Origin of the sequence: Nonomuraea sp. NPDC049480 (genome assembly GCF_044465905.1) — a bacterium.
Taxonomy (GTDB): Bacteria; Actinomycetota; Actinomycetes; order Streptosporangiales; family Streptosporangiaceae; genus Nonomuraea.
Map to the genome: position 1 here is coordinate 317,707 of NZ_JBITMD010000012.1, position 15,205 is coordinate 332,911.

14 protein-coding genes are annotated in these 15,205 nt (G+C 70.3%); 11 read left to right on the forward strand and 3 right to left on the reverse strand.

The genetic code is table 11. The annotated features are described in order from the left end of the window. Positions 1 to 246: 246 nt before the first annotated feature. Positions 247 to 780, reverse strand: coding sequence for a hypothetical protein (locus tag ACIBX3_RS32670; RefSeq protein WP_397123709.1), 534 nt, complete (start codon positions 778 to 780; stop codon positions 247 to 249). A gap of 141 nt (positions 781 to 921) precedes the next feature. On the opposite strand from ACIBX3_RS32670, the gene argC reads away from it, so the two are divergent. The 9 genes from argC to ACIBX3_RS32715 all read left to right on the forward strand — a co-directional run bounded on the left by argC (position 922) and on the right by ACIBX3_RS32715 (position 9,987). Next, positions 922 to 1,944 carry an N-acetyl-gamma-glutamyl-phosphate reductase gene (gene argC / locus ACIBX3_RS32675; RefSeq protein ID WP_397123711.1) on the forward strand — a complete coding sequence of 341 codons (1,023 nt, stop codon included), beginning with the start codon at positions 922 to 924 and terminating at the stop codon, positions 1,942 to 1,944. 67 nt (positions 1,945 to 2,011) lie between these two features. Beyond that, on the forward strand, positions 2,012 to 3,163 hold the full coding sequence (gene argJ, locus ACIBX3_RS32680) for a bifunctional glutamate N-acetyltransferase/amino-acid acetyltransferase ArgJ (protein WP_397123713.1): 1,152 nt from the start codon (positions 2,012 to 2,014) through the stop codon (positions 3,161 to 3,163). After that, on the forward strand, positions 3,160 to 4,032 hold the full coding sequence (gene argB / locus ACIBX3_RS32685; protein WP_397123715.1) for an acetylglutamate kinase: 873 nt from the start codon (positions 3,160 to 3,162) through the stop codon (positions 4,030 to 4,032). The genes argJ and argB overlap by 4 nt, the downstream gene beginning before the upstream one ends. Continuing rightward, positions 4,032 to 5,198 (forward strand): acetylornithine transaminase, encoded by a 1,167-nt coding sequence (locus tag ACIBX3_RS32690; RefSeq protein WP_397123717.1) that lies wholly within the window; start codon positions 4,032 to 4,034, stop codon positions 5,196 to 5,198. Before argB ends, ACIBX3_RS32690 begins: the two co-directional genes overlap by 1 nt. 26 nt (positions 5,199 to 5,224) lie before the next feature. Further along, positions 5,225 to 6,142 carry an ornithine carbamoyltransferase gene (argF, locus tag ACIBX3_RS32695; protein ID WP_397123753.1) on the forward strand — a complete coding sequence of 306 codons (918 nt, stop codon included), beginning with the start codon at positions 5,225 to 5,227 and terminating at the stop codon, positions 6,140 to 6,142. Beyond that, the gene (locus ACIBX3_RS32700; protein WP_397123719.1) at positions 6,139 to 6,645 is read left to right on the forward strand and encodes an arginine repressor; all 507 of its coding nucleotides are present in this window, start codon (positions 6,139 to 6,141) and stop codon (positions 6,643 to 6,645) included. The genes argF and ACIBX3_RS32700 overlap by 4 nt, the downstream gene beginning before the upstream one ends. A 17-nt stretch (positions 6,646 to 6,662) precedes the next feature. Then, positions 6,663 to 7,862: an argininosuccinate synthase gene (locus tag ACIBX3_RS32705; protein ID WP_397123721.1), complete on the forward strand. Its 1,200-nt coding sequence runs from the start codon at positions 6,663 to 6,665 to the stop codon at positions 7,860 to 7,862. Positions 7,863 to 7,894: 32 nt separating this feature from the next. Continuing rightward, the gene (argH, locus tag ACIBX3_RS32710; RefSeq protein ID WP_397123723.1) at positions 7,895 to 9,316 is read left to right on the forward strand and encodes an argininosuccinate lyase; all 1,422 of its coding nucleotides are present in this window, start codon (positions 7,895 to 7,897) and stop codon (positions 9,314 to 9,316) included. Next, positions 9,298 to 9,987 carry a DNA-3-methyladenine glycosylase gene (locus tag ACIBX3_RS32715; protein ID WP_397123725.1) on the forward strand — a complete coding sequence of 230 codons (690 nt, stop codon included), beginning with the start codon at positions 9,298 to 9,300 and terminating at the stop codon, positions 9,985 to 9,987. Before argH ends, ACIBX3_RS32715 begins: the two co-directional genes overlap by 19 nt. On the opposite strand, the gene ACIBX3_RS32720 is transcribed toward ACIBX3_RS32715, so the two are convergent. Next, on the reverse strand, positions 9,927 to 10,328 hold the full coding sequence (locus tag ACIBX3_RS32720) for a PH domain-containing protein (RefSeq protein WP_397123727.1): 402 nt from the start codon (positions 10,326 to 10,328) through the stop codon (positions 9,927 to 9,929). The genes ACIBX3_RS32715 and ACIBX3_RS32720 overlap by 61 nt on opposite strands. Before the next feature lie 91 nt (positions 10,329 to 10,419). Here ACIBX3_RS32720 and tyrS point away from each other — a divergent pair, with 91 nt between their 5' ends. Further along, positions 10,420 to 11,685, forward strand: a complete 1,266-nt coding sequence (tyrS, locus tag ACIBX3_RS32725) for a tyrosine--tRNA ligase (RefSeq protein WP_397123729.1) — start codon at positions 10,420 to 10,422, stop codon at positions 11,683 to 11,685. 69 nt (positions 11,686 to 11,754) lie between these two features. On the opposite strand, the gene ACIBX3_RS32730 is transcribed toward tyrS, so the two are convergent. Continuing rightward, positions 11,755 to 13,251: a glycosyltransferase family 39 protein gene (locus ACIBX3_RS32730; protein WP_397123730.1), complete on the reverse strand. Its 1,497-nt coding sequence runs from the start codon at positions 13,249 to 13,251 to the stop codon at positions 11,755 to 11,757. A gap of 32 nt (positions 13,252 to 13,283) precedes the next feature. On the opposite strand from ACIBX3_RS32730, the gene ACIBX3_RS32735 reads away from it, so the two are divergent. Beyond that, entirely contained in the window at positions 13,284 to 13,889 is a 606-nt protein-coding gene (locus ACIBX3_RS32735; RefSeq protein WP_397123732.1) for an HAD family hydrolase, read from the forward strand. Positions 13,890 to 15,205 lie beyond the last annotated feature (1,316 nt).

The window sequence follows — 15,205 nt, forward strand, 5'->3', positions numbered from 1 at the left end:
ATGGTGATCGTATGGTATCGTTCTGACATCAGCGCGCCCCGTGTCCAGGCGACGCGGGGCACCCTCCCCGGTCCCATTGCCGTGCACGCTGGACCGATAGCGTCCGGAGGGACGTGTCACGCGGGCCGGGGGCCTTTGTCCACCGGCACCAGGGCACGAAGACGATCGGTGCATGCCCGGCATTTCGCCGTGCACTGTTGCTGGGGATTCCTCAGGATCGCTAAACCGATCAGAGACGCTTGAGCGTCAGGAGTAAGCGGCCACCATCCCGACCAGCATCCCCGTGAAGCCGGCCGCCGTGACCAGGAAACCCCAGGCCACGGCGGCCCGGCGGCCCCTGCGCGCCCCCGCCCAGTACATGATCACGTACGGCAGGAACCCCAGCCCGCCGACCCCGAGCGCCGGCAGCGTCAGGGCGGCCAGCACGCCCCTCGTCCCGGCCGGAGCGGCACGATCGCCCTCCGGCGTGAGCTGCGCCCGCGTCACGTCTCCCGCCTCGGAGTCCGGAGAGGCGTCCACTGCCACGGGAGCGCCGCCGGAGTCCGGCGTGAAGATCCCGTCGCAGTCGTAGCGACCCTCGCCCAGCGACTCGCACGAGACCACCCGCAACGTCCCCGGCGTGCCTGCGCGGCCCGTCGCGAGCTCGAGGTCCTCGATCGCGAACACCATCGGCAGCACGCACACCCCCAGCCAGAGCACCACGAGCACGGCGCGCCCGAACCGGCCCGGATCCCTCCCCGCAGGTGTGACGAACTGCATATCGGACAAGAAATCACTCATATGTCCATCATGCTGAGCCTCACTTGCTGTTCACCTGGAGGCGACTGGAAGGCCCTGGCTTGCATATTTATCCTGTGGAGTGCATCATCTTCACAAGCAAGGTCATGAGATATGATGCATGAATATGCAGGAGGGGACCGAATGAGGGCAGCGATCGCCGGAGCCAGTGGGTATGCGGGCGGGGAGCTGCTGCGCCTCCTGCTCGGCCACCCCGAGTTCGAGATCGGCGCGCTCACCGCCGCATCGAGCGCGGGCAGCCGCCTTGGCGCCCACCAGCCCCACCTGCCGCGGCTGGCCGACCGGATCATCGAGGACACCACGGCCGACGCGCTCGCCGGCCACGACGTCGTCTTCCTGGCGCTGCCGCACGGTCACTCGGCCGCCGTCGCCGCTCAGCTCGGCGAGGCGACGGTCGTGGTGGACTGCGGCGCTGACCACCGGCTCGCCGATCCCGCCGCCTGGCAGGAGTTCTACGGCGGCGAGCACGCCGGCACCTGGCCGTACGGCCTGCCCGAGCTGCCCGGCCAGCGCGACGTGCTCAGAACGGCCACCCGCATCGCGGTCCCCGGCTGCTACCCGACCTCCGTCCTGCTGGCGCTGACACCCGCGTTCGCCGCGGGGCTGGCCGGGCCGGACGTGGTCGTGGTGGCCGCCAGCGGCACCAGCGGCGCCGGCAGGTCGCTCAAGCCCAACCTCCTGGGCAGCGAGGTCATGGGCTCGGTCAGCGCGTACGGCGTGGGCGGCGTCCACCGGCACACCCCCGAGATGGAGCAGGGCCTGTCGGCCGTCGCGGGCACGTCCGTCCGCGTGTCGTTCACTCCGACGCTGGCACCCATGAGCCGTGGCATCCTCGCCACCTGCACCGCCCCGGCCGCGCCCGGCGTCACCAAGGAGTCGCTCCGGGCGGCGTACGAGGTCGCGTTGAAGGACGAGCCGTTCGTCACGCTCCTTCCCGAGGGCGTCTGGCCGGCCACCTCCATGACCTACGGCGCCAACACCGCCGCCCTGCAGGTGACGCTCGACGAGCGCGCGGGCCGCGTGGTCGCCGTCATCGCCATCGACAACCTCACCAAGGGCACGGCCGGAGGCGCCATCCAGAGCGTCAACCTCGCCCTCGGCCTGCCGGAAGAGCTCGGCCTCCCCCTGACAGGAGTCGCACCGTGAGAGAGCGCAGCGAACGAACCGATAAGCACGGGCGTATAACGCTTGTCTGGACGCCGGAGGCGGCCGCATGAGCGTAACCGCTCCAGTTGGTTTCCGAGCCGCGGGCATCGCCGCCGGGATCAAATCCGCCGGCGCCCGCGACCTGGCCCTCGTCGTCAACGACGGGCCCAGCCGCGCGGCCGCCGGCGTCTTCACCGCCAACCGCGTGAAGGCCGCCCCCGTGCTGTGGTCGCAGCAGGTCCTGGCCGGCGGCCGGCTGCGCGCGGTGGTTCTCAACTCCGGCGGCGCCAACGCCTGCACCGGCCCCGAGGGCTTCCAGGACACCCACGCCACCGCCGAGAAGGTCGCCGAGGTGCTCCAGGACTCGGCGGGCGAGGTCGCGGTCTGCTCGACCGGGCTGATCGGCGAGCGGCTGCCGATGGACGAGCTGCTGTCCGGCGTCGAGACCGCCGCCGGCCAGCTCTCCCGCGACGGCGGCCTGGCCGCCGCCGACGCCATCCGCACCACCGACACGGTCTCCAAGATCTCCTTCCGGCGCGGCGAGGGCTACATGGTGGGCGGGATGGCGAAGGGTGCGGGCATGCTCGCCCCGGCCCTGGCGACCATGCTCTGCGTGATCACCACGGACGCCGACGTGACCAGCGACGAACTGGACGCGGTGCTGCGCAAGGCGACCGCCAGGACGTTCGACCGGCTCGACGGCGACGGCTGCATGTCCACCAACGACACCGTGCTCCTGCTGGCCAGCGGCGCCTCCGGCGTCAAGCCGGACCCGGCGGAGTTCGAGCAGAAGGTCACCGAGGTCTGCGCCGACCTGGCCAGGCAGCTCCTGGTCGACGCCGAGGGCGCATCCAAGGCCATCGCCATCGAGGTCGTCGGCGCCGACTCCGAGCAGGACGCCGTCAAGGTCGGCCGCTCGGTCGCCCGTTCCAACCTGCTCAAGTGCGCCATCCACGGCGAGGACCCCAACTGGGGCCGCGTGCTGGCCGCGGTCGGCACCACCGACGCCGTCTTCGAGCCCGACCGGCTCAACGTGGCGATCAACGGCATCTGGATCTGCCGAGGCGGCGCGGTCGGCGACGACCGCTCGAAGGTGGACATGCGCCCCAGGGACGTGACGATCACCATCGACCTGTCGGCGGGCCCGCACACCGCGACCGTGCACACCACGGACCTGACGGCCGACTACGTGCACGAGAACTCGGCGTACAGCTCATGAGGCTCACCACCGCGCAGACCAAGGCCGAGGCCCTGATCGAGGCGCTGCCCTGGCTGACCCGCTTCCACGGCGCGACCGTCGTCATCAAGTACGGCGGCAACGCCATGACCGACGAGGCGCTCAAGGAGGGCTTCGCCGAGGACGTCGTCTTCCTGCACCACGTGGGCCTGCGCCCGGTCGTCGTGCACGGCGGCGGCCCGCAGATCAGCAGCGCGCTGGACAAGCTCGGCATCGAGTCGACGTTCACCGCCGGGCTGCGGGTCACCACGCCGGAGGCCATGCAGGTCGTCAGGATGGTCCTGGTCGGCCAGGTCGGCCGGGACATCGTCGGCCTGGTCAACCGGCACGGCCCGTTCGCGGTCGGCATGTCCGGCGAGGACGCCCACCTGCTCACCGCCGTGCGCAAGCACGCCCTCGTGGACGGCGAGCCCGTGGACATCGGCCAGGTCGGCGAGATCATCAAGGTCGATCCCGGCGCGGTCAAGGCGCTGATCGACGACGGCCGCATCCCGGTCATCTCCAGCGTCGCCCGAGGGGACGACGGCCAGATCTACAACGTCAACGCCGACACCGCGGCCGCCGCGCTGGCGGTGGCCCTCCAGGCGCAGAAGCTGATCGTCCTCACCGACGTCGAGGGCCTGTACGCCAACTGGCCCGACGACACCGACGTGATCGACCAGCTCACCGGCGAGGAGCTGGAGACGCTGATGCCCACACTGTCCAGCGGCATGGTGCCGAAGATGGAGGCCTGCCTGACGGCGGTCCAGGGCGGGGTGCCGCACGCCCACGTGCTCGACGGCCGCGTCCCGCACTCCCTGCTGCTGGAGATCTTCACCAATGAAGGAATCGGAACGATGGTGATGCCCTGATGAGCTTGTATCAGAGGTTCGAGAAGGCGTTCATGCCCAACTACGGCGTTCCCCCGGTCGCCCTGGCGCGCGGCGAGGGCAGCCGCGTGTGGGACGTGGACGGCAGGCAATACCTCGACTTCATCGGCGGCATCGCCACCAGCTCGCTCGGCCACGCCCACCCGGCCCTGGTCGAGGCCGTCTCCCGGCAGGTCGCCACCATCGCGCACACCAGCAACCTGTTCCTGCACGAGCCTGAGGTGCTGCTCGCCGAGAAGCTCCTCGACCTGCTGAACGCCCCCGCCCGGGTCTTCTTCGCCAACTCCGGCACCGAGGCCAACGAGGCGGCGTACAAGCTGGCGCTCAAGCACGGCCGCCGCGAGGGCCGCTCGTACTTCGTCGCCGCCGAGAACGGCTTCCACGGCCGCACGATCGGCGCCCTGTCGCTGACCGGCAAGAAGTCCATCCGCGACCAGTTCGGCCCGTTCCCGGTCGAGGTGCGTTTCGTCCCGTACGGCGACGCCGACGCCCTCAAGGACGCCGTGACCGGCGACTGCATCGCGGTCTTCCTGGAGCCGACCCAGGGCGAGGCCGGCGTGGTCCCGCCGCCGGACGGGTACTTCGAGGCCGCCCGCGAGATCTGCGACTCGACCGGCGCGCTGCTGGTGGCCGACGAGATCCAGTCCGCGATCGGGCGTACCGGGCACTGGTTCGCCCACCAGGCCGACGGCGTCACCCCTGACATCCTCACCCTGGCCAAGGGCTTGGGCGGCGGGCTGCCGATCGGCGCGTGCGTCGGCTTCGGAGACGCGGGCAAGCTGTTCGAGAAGGGCGACCACGGTTCGACGTTCGGCGGCAACCCGGTCTCGTGCGCGGCCGCACTCGCGGTCCTGGACAACGTGGACCTCGACCACGTCACGTCCGTCTCGGCGCGGCTGCGCGCCGGGCTCGAGGCCATCGGCCACCCGCTCCTGAAGGGGGTGCGCGGGCGCGGCCTGTGGCTGGCGGCGGTGCTGTCCGAGGACCGTTCGGCGCAGGTGCAGCAGGCCGCCGCGGGAGCGGGCTTCCTGGTGAACGCCCTCCAGCCCGACGCGGTGCGCCTCGCCCCGCCCCTTGTCGTGACAGCGGACGAGGTGGACGCCTTCGTGACGGCGTTCCCGGAGATTCTGGCGGAGGCGGCCAAGTGACCAGGCACAGCGCGGACCCGGCGCCAATCAGGCACTTCTTGAGAGACGACGACCTTTCCCCCGCCGAGCAGGCGGAGGTCCTCGACCTCGCGGCCGCGATGAAGAAGGACCGGTTCGGCTACCGCCCCTTCGAGGGCCCGCAGACCGTCGCGGTGCTGTTCGACAAGCCGTCGGCGCGCACCCGTGTGTCCTTCCACACCGGCATCGGCGAGCTGGGCGGCCTCCCGCTGGTCGTCGACAACGTCTCGGTCCTCATGGGCCGCGGCGAGCCGACCAAGGACATCGCCCGGGTGCTCGACCGCCAGGTCGCCGCGATTGTCTGGCGCACCACCGGCCAGGAGCTCATCGACGAGATGGCCGCCCACTCCCGCGTGCCGGTGGTCAACGCCCTCACCGACGAGTTCCACCCCTGCCAGATCCTCGCCGACCTGCAGACCGTCCAGGAGCGCCTGGGCAGGACCGCCGGGCTCACGCTGACCTTCCTCGGCGACGGCGCCAACAACATGGCCCACTCCTATCTGCTCGGCGGCGCCACGGCCGGCATGCACGTCCGCATCGCCGGCCCCGCCGGCTACCAGCCCGACACGGTCATCATGTCTCAGGCCGCCGCCATAGCCGCGCGGACCGGCGGCTCCGTGGTCGCGCTGTCGGACCCGGTCGCCGCCGCCGAGGGCGCCCACGTGATCGCCACCGACACGTGGGTGTCGATGGGCCAGGACGGCAAGGAGCAGCGGGTGGCCGCGCTCATGCCGTACCAGGTCAACTCCGAGCTCCTGGAGCACGCCGCGCCGGACGCGATCGTGCTGCACTGCCTGCCGGCCTACCGCGACTACGAGATCACCGACGAGGTGCTCGAAGGGCCGCACAGCGTCGTGTGGGACCAGGCGGAGAACCGCCTGCACGCCCAGAAGGCGCTGCTCCACTGGCTGGTGACACACCGATGACCATTCCGATGACCAAGGCGGGCCGGCAGGCCAAGATCACCGACCTGCTGCGGCGGCAGGCCGTCCGCTCCCAGCCGGAGCTGGCCAAGCTGCTCGCCGAGAGCGGCGTCGAGGTCACCCAGGCCACGCTCTCGCGCGACCTCGACGAACTCGGCGCGCTGAAGCTGCGCGCCGAGGACGGCTCGCTGGTGTACGCGCTGCCCGGCGAGGGCGGCGACCGTATCCCGCTCACCCGGCTCGGCACCGGCGAGTCCCCGGACGCGCGGCTGCACCGCATCGCCGAGGAGCTGCTGGTCGCGGCCGAGGCGTCGGCCAACCTGGTCATCGTGAGAACCCCGCCGGGCGCCGCCCAGTTCCTGGCCTCCGCCATCGATCACGCCGACTGGAAGTCCATCCTCGGCACGGTGGCGGGCGACGACACCATCCTCGTCATCAGCCGCGACCCCGCGGGCGGGCAAGCCGTCGCCGACGCGCTGCTCAAGGTCGCCGACCGCCGTAGTTAGCAATGGGAGAACGTGAAATGACCGAGAGGGTAGTCCTCGCATATTCCGGTGGCCTCGACACGTCCGTCGCCATCCCTTACCTCGCCGAGAAGATGAACGCCGAAGTGGTCTGCGTCGCCGTGGACCTCGGCCAGGGCGGCGAGGACATGGAGGCCATCCAGAAGCGCGCCATGGACTGCGGCGCGGTCGAGTCCGTCGTGGTGGACGCCAAGGAGGAGTTCGCCGCCGACTTCTGCGTGCCCGCGCTGCGGGCCAACGCCCTCTACATGGACCGCTACCCGCTGGTCTCCGCGTTGTCGCGGCCGCTCATCGTCAAGCACCTGGTGACGGCAGCCAAGCAGTTCGGCGGCACGATCGTCTCCCACGGCTGCACCGGCAAGGGCAACGACCAGGTCCGCTTCGAAGCCGGCCTGGCCGCACTCGCCCCCGGCCTCAAGGTCGTCGCTCCCGCCCGCGACTTCGCCTGGACCCGCGACAAGGCCATCGAGTACGCCGAGGCCAAGGGCCTGCCCATCGAGACGTCGAAGAAGAACCCGTTCTCCATCGACCAGAACCTCTGGGGCCGCGCCGTCGAGACCGGCTTCCTCGAGGACATCTGGAACGGCCCCACCGAGGAGGTCTACTCCTACACCTCCGACCCGTCCCAGCCGCACGAGGCCGACGAGGTCGTCATCACCTTCGAGGCCGGCGTCCCGGTCAAGATCGACGGGCGCGCGCTGACGCCGTACCAGATCATCGACGAGCTCAACCAGCGCGCCGGCGCCCAGGGTGTCGGCCGGATCGACATGGTCGAGGACCGGCTCGTCGGCATCAAGTCCCGCGAGGTGTACGAGGCGCCGGGCGCCATCGCGCTCATCGCCGCCCACATGGAGCTGGAGAACGTCACCGTCGAGCGCGACCTGGCCCGATTCAAGCGCGGCGTGGACCAGCGGTGGAGCGAGCTCGTCTACGACGGCCTGTGGTTCTCGCCGCTCAAGGACGCCCTCGACGCGCTCATCCTCGAGGCCCAGAAGCACGTCTCCGGCGACATCCGCATGACCCTGCACGCCGGCAAGGCCACCGTCACCGGCCGTCGCTCCGAGGAGTCCCTGTACGACTTCTCGCTGGCCACCTACGACACCGGCGACACCTTCGACCAGTCCCTCGCCAAGGGCTTCGTCCAGCTCTTCTCCCTCCCGGCCAAGATCGCGGCCGCGCGGGACAACAAGAAGGGCTGACTTGCACTATGGTCGCGTGGGACGAAAAGGAGATGACGGTGAGTGATGGCAAGCCGATGCGGCTGTGGGGCGGACGCTTCGAGAGCGGCCCGTCCGACGCGCTGGCCCGGCTGTCGGTGAGCGTGCACTTCGACTGGCGGCTGGTGCCGTACGACCTGGCGGCGTCCAGGGCGCACGCGCGCGTGCTGCACAGGGCGGAGCTGCTGAGCGACGAGGAGCTCGAGCGCATGATCGGCGCGCTCGACGACCTGGAGCGCGCCTGCAAGGAAGGCGAGTTCCGGCCGACGGTGGCCGACGAGGACGTGCACACCGCGCTGGAGCGCGGCCTGCTGGAGCGGCTCGGCTCGCTCGGCGGCAAGCTCCGCGCCGGGCGCAGCCGCAACGACCAGATCGCCACCGACCTGCGCCTCTACCTGCGCGACCACGCCCGCTCGGTCGTCTCGCGCCTGGTCGAGCTGGAGACGGCGCTGATGACGCAGGCCGCCGCGCACGCCGAAACGGCCGCGCCCGGCATGACGCACCTGCAGCACGCGCAGCCGGTCTCGTTCGGCCACCAGCTGCTTGCGCACGTGCACGCGTTCGCCCGGGACATCGACCGGCTCGCCGACTGGGACAAGCGCGCCGCGATCTGCCCGCTCGGCTCCGGCGCCCTCGCGGGCTCGTCGCTGCCGCTGGACCCGCAGGCCGTGGCCGAGGAGCTGGGCTTCTCCGCCGCCGCGCCCAACTCGATGGACGCGGTCTCCGACCGCGACTTCGCCGCCGAGTTCCTGTTCGACGCGGCGATGATCGGCGTGCACCTGTCACGGCTCGGCGAGGAGATCGTCCTGTGGGCCTCGCAGGAGTTCCGCTGGATCGAGATGGACGACGCCTACTCGACCGGCTCGTCGATCATGCCGCAGAAGAAGAACCCGGACGTGGCCGAGCTGGCCCGCGGCAAGTCGGGCCGGCTGATCGGCAACCTGATGTCGCTGCTGACCACGCTCAAGGGCCTGCCGCTGACCTACAACCGCGACCTGCAGGAGGACAAGGAGCCGGTGTTCGACGCGGTCGACACGCTGCTGCTGGTCCTGCCCGCGATGGCCGGCCTGGTCGCCACGATGCGGGTCAACACCGCCCGCATGGAGGCCTCGGCCCCCGACGGGTTCGCGCTCGCCACCGACCTGGCCGAGCTGCTGGTCCGGCGCGGCGTGGCCTTCCGCGAGGCGCACGAGGCCGTCGGCCACCTGGTGGTGTGGTGCCAGGTCAACGACAAGGACCTCGGCGAGCTCACCGACGACGAGCTGGTCAAGGTGTCCCCGCACCTGACTCCGGACGTGCGCGACGTGCTCAACGTGCCCGGCGCCCTGGCCGCGCGCAAGGCGTACGGCGGCACCGCCCCCGACCGCGTACGCGACCAGCTCCTCGCGCTCCGCGAGGCGGTCGACGCGCAGGCGGCATGGGCGGCGGGCAGCTGAGCTCCGCGCCGCTCCCGCGGAGCTTCTTCGACCGGCCGTCGCACGAGGTGGCGCCCGATCTGCTCGGGCGCGTGCTCGCGCACGGCCCCGTCGCCGTGCGCCTGACCGAGGTCGAGGCGTACGGCGGCCCGGGCGAGGACCCGGCGGCGCACACCTACCGCGGCAAGACGCCACGCAACGCCGTCATGTTCGGCCCTCCGGGGCACCTGTACGTGTACTTCACCTACGGCATGCATTTCTGCGCCAACCTCGTGTGCCTGCCCGACGGCCACGGCTCCGCCGTGCTGCTGCGGGCGGGCGAGGTGGTCGAAGGCCTGGCCGAGGCGCGGGCGCGGCGCGCGAACGGCAGGCGGATCGCCGACCGCGACCTCGCCCGTGGCCCGGCCAGGCTCGCGGTGGCCCTCGGCCTGATGCGTGAGCACAACGGCCTCGACACCATCGTGGAGGGCTCGCCGCTGGGCCGCCCCCGGCAGTCGGCCACCATGCTCGAAGGCGCCCCGGCCGAGCCTTCCGTGATCAGGTCAGGGCCGCGCACCGGCATCTCGACGGCCAGGGAGACCCCGTGGCGGTTCTGGATCGACGGCGACCCGACCGTGTCGCCCTACCGCGCTCACGTGCCGCGCCGCCGCAGTGCCGCCGCCACCTCCGTGGGGGAGGCGCCCAGCTCGTGAGGACTGAAGATGTGCAGGTAGTCGCCGGTGTCGATCTCCAGCATCTCGCTGCGCAGCCCCCACCGCCTGCGTACGTCCACCTTGATGTCCCAGATCGTCTCCCAGGGCACGTGCCGCTTGCTCGCGAAACCCTGCACCACGGTGATCCCGTTCTCGTCGGCCGCCAGCCGCACCGGGACCAGCACGTCACGCAACCCCATCGCGCCCACCAGCAGCGCTGCGGGCACGGCCAGGATCACGCCGCGGACGTCGCCTTCGATCCACCAGAAGACGGCGAGCCCGGCACACACCAGACCCCCTAAGATCTTGAAAACGGCCAGCTCGCGACGGACCTTCCACATGGAGACAGAGCGTATCCAAGTGGCGGGCGACCCGGGCGATCAGGCACGCTGTATCCATCCCACATGTCCCTATGACTGGAAAGCCGGCACAGTGACCGACATTCTCGACGACCTCGCCTGGCGAGGCTTGATCGCTCAGTCCACCGACCTCGACGCCCTGCGTGCGTCCATGGCCAAGGGCCCGATCACGCTCTATTGCGGTTTCGACCCGACCGCGCCGTCGCTGCATGTCGGTCACTTCGTGCCGCTGCTCACACTGCGCCGCTTCCAGCTGGCCGGGCACCGCCCGATCGGCCTGGTCGGCGGCGCCACCGGCCTGATCGGCGACCCGAGCGGGCGCAACACCGAGCGCTCGCTCAACTCCAGCGAGGTCGTCGCCGGCTGGGTGGAGCGCCTGCGTGGCCAGGTCGGCCGCTTCCTCGACTTCGACTCCGAGCCCGACCCGGCGCTCATGGTCAGCAACCTCGACTGGACCGGCGAGCTGAGCGCGATCGACTTCCTGCGCGACATCGGCAAGCACTTCCCGGTCAACCGCATGCTCGCCAGGGAGTCCGTCTCCGCACGCCTGCAGGGGGAGGGGCTGAGCTACACCGAGTTCAGCTACCAGATCCTTCAGTCCTACGACTTCCTGGAGCTCTACCGCCGCTACAACTGCACGCTGCAGATCGGCGGCAGCGACCAGTGGGGCAACATCACCGCGGGGGCCGACCTGGTCCGCCGCATCGAGGGCGGCCACGTCCACGCTCTCACGCTGCCGCTGATCACCAAGGCCGACGGCACCAAGTTCGGCAAGACGGCGGGCGGCGCCCTCTGGCTCGACCCGGAGATGACCTCTCCCTACGCCTTCTACCAGTACTTCCTCAACTCCGACGACCGCGACGTGATCCACTACCTGAAGGTGTTCACGTTCAGGAGCCGCGAGGAGATCGAGGAGCTGGAGAAGGCCGTCGCCGAGCGGCCCTTCGCCCGCGAGGCGCAGCGGGCGCTGGCCGAGGAGCTCACCGAACTGCTGCACGGCAAGGAGGAGCTGGACGCGGTCGTGTCGGCGTCGAAGGCGCTGTTCGGCCAGGGGGCGCTGGAAGAGTTGTCCGCGGCCACGCTCGCGGCGGCGCTGGCGGAGGTGCCCAAGGCCAGCGTGCCGGCGCTCGGCGCCTCGCTCGTGGACCTGATGGCCGACAGCGGCCTGGTGGAGTCCAAGTCGGCGGCCCGGCGGGCCGTCAAGGAGGGCGGGGCGTACCTCAACAACGTCAAGATCACCGACGAGTCGTACGTGCCGGCCGCCGACGACCTGCTGCGGGGCAGGTTCATGGTGCTCCGGCGCGGCAAGAAGTCGATCGGCGGCGTCGAGGTCGGCTGACCGATTCCGGGCCCTCCGCGGCGGAGGGCCCGCTTCGGCGTGATGCTGCGGGAATGCCGAGGTGGCAGTTCACCGACGAGTGAACAGCGCCACGGTGAGCCCCGGCAGATCGCCCGAGTGCTTGGCCACGCTCAGCTCGAATCCGGCCTGCCGCACCTCTCCGACCCGGGGAATCGCGTCACCCTCCAGCCCAGCCTTCTTCGCCCCCCGCCACACGACCCACACGCGCTCACGCCCTTCCAACGCGCCGGAAACATCGGAGTGCTCGGGATGGCCGAACCCGTCGGGCTGCGGCACGTCACCCGCTCTCAGCACATCGACGGGCATCAAGGAGTCCGCGTAGTAGTCGAACCCCGTCCGCAACTGGCTCTGCCCGTACACGATCGCGTCGTCACGCTCGGCCTTGATCACGCGCAACGCCCAGGGGATGTTCTCGAACCGCCCGTTCTCCTCCCGTACCTCCGCATGATCCGGAAACGCGAGCACGCAGCCGAGCAGCACGACCACCACCCCGGCCACGACCGGGAACCGCGGGACGGACGCCACCGCGAGCCCTGCCAGCAGCGCCAGCGCCGGGGCGGTCACGAAGAGATACCGGTCGACGTAGACGGGCGTCAGCAGGTGCGACACCGCAAGGAGCAGCAGCGGAGGCAGGATGAGCCAGCCGGCCAGCGCGAAAGCCCACGCCCGGCCGGGCGGCCGCGACCTCGCCTCCGACCGGTCGGCCGCGTGTGAGGCGCCGCGGCGAGCCGTCGTCCACAGCATGACCGCTCCGGCCACCGCCAGCGCGAACAGCACCACGCCGAGCGCGGTCGTCCCCGCCGCCATCTTCGGGAACTTGAGCCACACCTCCGGCCCGCGCTGCGGGATCCAGCTGATCGCGTGCCGCTCGCCGTACCCGATCAGTCCCAGCGCGGCGGCCGGAACGCCACCGATGGCGAGCGCGGCCGACATGCGGAGGAGGACTCCCCGGCGGGCCAGCGCCAGGTGGGCGGGCAGGACCAGCACCGCGAACAGATGCGAGCAGCACACCAGCGCGACCGCCAGCCCATAGAGCACCCACCGCCTGGCCTCGCCCGGGCGCTCCACCGCGCGGTGCAGGGCCCAGAAGGAGAAGACCACCGCGGCGGCGGCGAAGGCGTACGGCCTGGCGAAAGCGCCGAAGTAGGACACCGATGGCAGGATCGCGAAGACGGCGGCCGCGATCACGCCCGCGCGGACGGAGTGCAGGCGGCGGCCCAGGTCGGTCAGGAGCCAGGCGGCCACACCGATCGCCAGGGCCGACGGCAGCCGCAGCCACAGCTCCGCCGTGCCGGCCATCGCCCAGAAGTGCATGAACAGGTAGTACGGGAGGAAATGGCCGTCGATGTGCTGTGCCAGCTCCCACATTCCCGCCAGCGACCGGGAGGCGGCGCTGATGGTGGCGAGTTCGTCACCGTTCAGGGTGGCGGAGCCCGTTCCTGAGAAGGCCGCGCCCGCCGTGAGCAACGCCATCCACCAGGGGGTGGACGTGCGCAAACGCTCGGCGGGGCGGGCTGGAGGTGCCAGCGTGGCGGCAGTGGTCACCGGGGCAGGATACGCGTCGTAGGCTCGAGCGTATGGCTGCTGTGATCGTTTTTGACCTTTATGGCGTGATCGCCCGTACTCAGTCCGCCGAAGCGCGGCAGCGGATCATCGACCTGGCCGGGACGCCGGGGGAGCGGTTCTGGGAGGCGTACTGGGCCTGCCGGCCCGCCTATGACGCCGGTCAGGACAGCGGAGCCTACTGGGCGGCGGTGGCTGAGCGGCTCGGCGTGAACTTCGCCGACGTTCCCGCGCTCGTAGCCGCGGACCTCGACAGTTGGTGCCAGGTGGACGACGCCATGGTGCGGGTGGTGCACGAGCTCGCGGACCAGGGGCACCGGCTGGGGCTGCTCTCCAACATCGTCGAGGAACTCGTGCCGATGTGGGAGTCACGGCATGGGGCGTGGCTGGGGCGGTTCACTTCGTTGACGTACTCGTGCCGGATCGGGGTGGCCAAGCCGGAGCGGCGGGCGTACGAGATCTGCGCGGAGGCCGTGGGCGCTGCGCCTGGGGACATCCTGTTCTTCGACGACAACGAGGCCAATGTGGTCGCGGCGCGGGAGGCGGGGATGGCGGCGGAGGTGTTCGAGTCACCGGAACAGGTGCGCGCCCTGGCGCGAACGGTCACGTTCGGCCGCTAGACCGTCTGCGACTTCGCCACCATCACCGTCATCACCATGATCAGCGCCGCTGGAGGCCCGCACCTGTCCAAGCCACCGGCCAGTGAACGCGCACAGGCAACCTGACCGACTGGCCGAAACTCCGCTCGCCGGCCAACGGCGACCATCGAATCAGCGTCTTCGGCTCTCTGCGTTTACCTCATTAAAACGGACATCGACGTAGTCTCGTCGTACGTCGGCCAGGATGGGCGGCGATCCGATGGAAGCCGAAGCCGAAGCCGAAGCCGCGTCCGTCCGGCACGTCCGGGCGGACCGTGGCTGAGAACCGCGTGGCCAAGGCCTGACTCCGCGCTCTTGGGGGAGTGCGGCTCGCAACCTGTTGAGCGGGAAAAATCGACCAGCAGTTCCATCGGTATCACCGGCTCGCATGGCGAGTGCCGCCACCTGTTCATTCAAGTCGGCGCCGACAGGCGGGGAGCGGGCAGCGCTAGGCGCCTCGTCTCCAGGCCACTGACTGGTCGGATGTGTCGGCCTCATAACGATCACGACGCGCCGCTCGGCATCGCCGACCGGCTGCTCGTACTCCAGGCCGGAGTGGATTCGGTCGCTCGGCGCGGTATCAAAGCTTTGGCAAAGGGCATCTCGCCGGCGGCTCTGGCGTGGGCATACCTCGTGACGCCCCAGGCCATGACCGTCATGCCCAAGAACCTGGAAGTACGCGGACGCGTCGAACGATCGCCGCGTCCCTGGCATCGCGACGTCCTCGAGCCCGGCTCATGGAGGCCGGGAGCATGGGGGGAGCTCCTGGCCCGACGCGAGAAGGCCATCAGGCGCGCGACGTCGGAACTCTGAGTGCCCGGGCCTGGCGATTTGACGTGTCGCGGATCGCGACCTAATCTTTCAGTTCGCCCCGGGAGTGAGCCGGACGCCGATCAGGCGGACGGGCCCCGGGCAAGCCCCTTGAAATAGACGAGCCACTCGGCAGAGCCGCTTCGGCGTGCTCGAGCCTGAGTCGTCTCTGGGCGCATGCCGAACCCGCCGGAAAATCGGTTGATTCGACAAGCGCTGAGTGACACGGTAAGTTAAGAGGGTTGCCCCGGAAGCGGGGCGCACCATCTTAGGCAGATTCGACCGGTTGGCAGCAAATCTCCGGATTTGACACCAAAAGGGATTATCTGCTAGGATAGCCGAGACGAGAGTAGCGCCTCCGAGACGGGATTCGAAAGGATCTCGGCAAGGATGAACGCGTCCGTTTCTTGAGAACTCAACAGTGTGTTAAAAGCCAGTGCATGTGCATCACACATGTATGACCCCGTCATATTTGACGGTTATTGCTT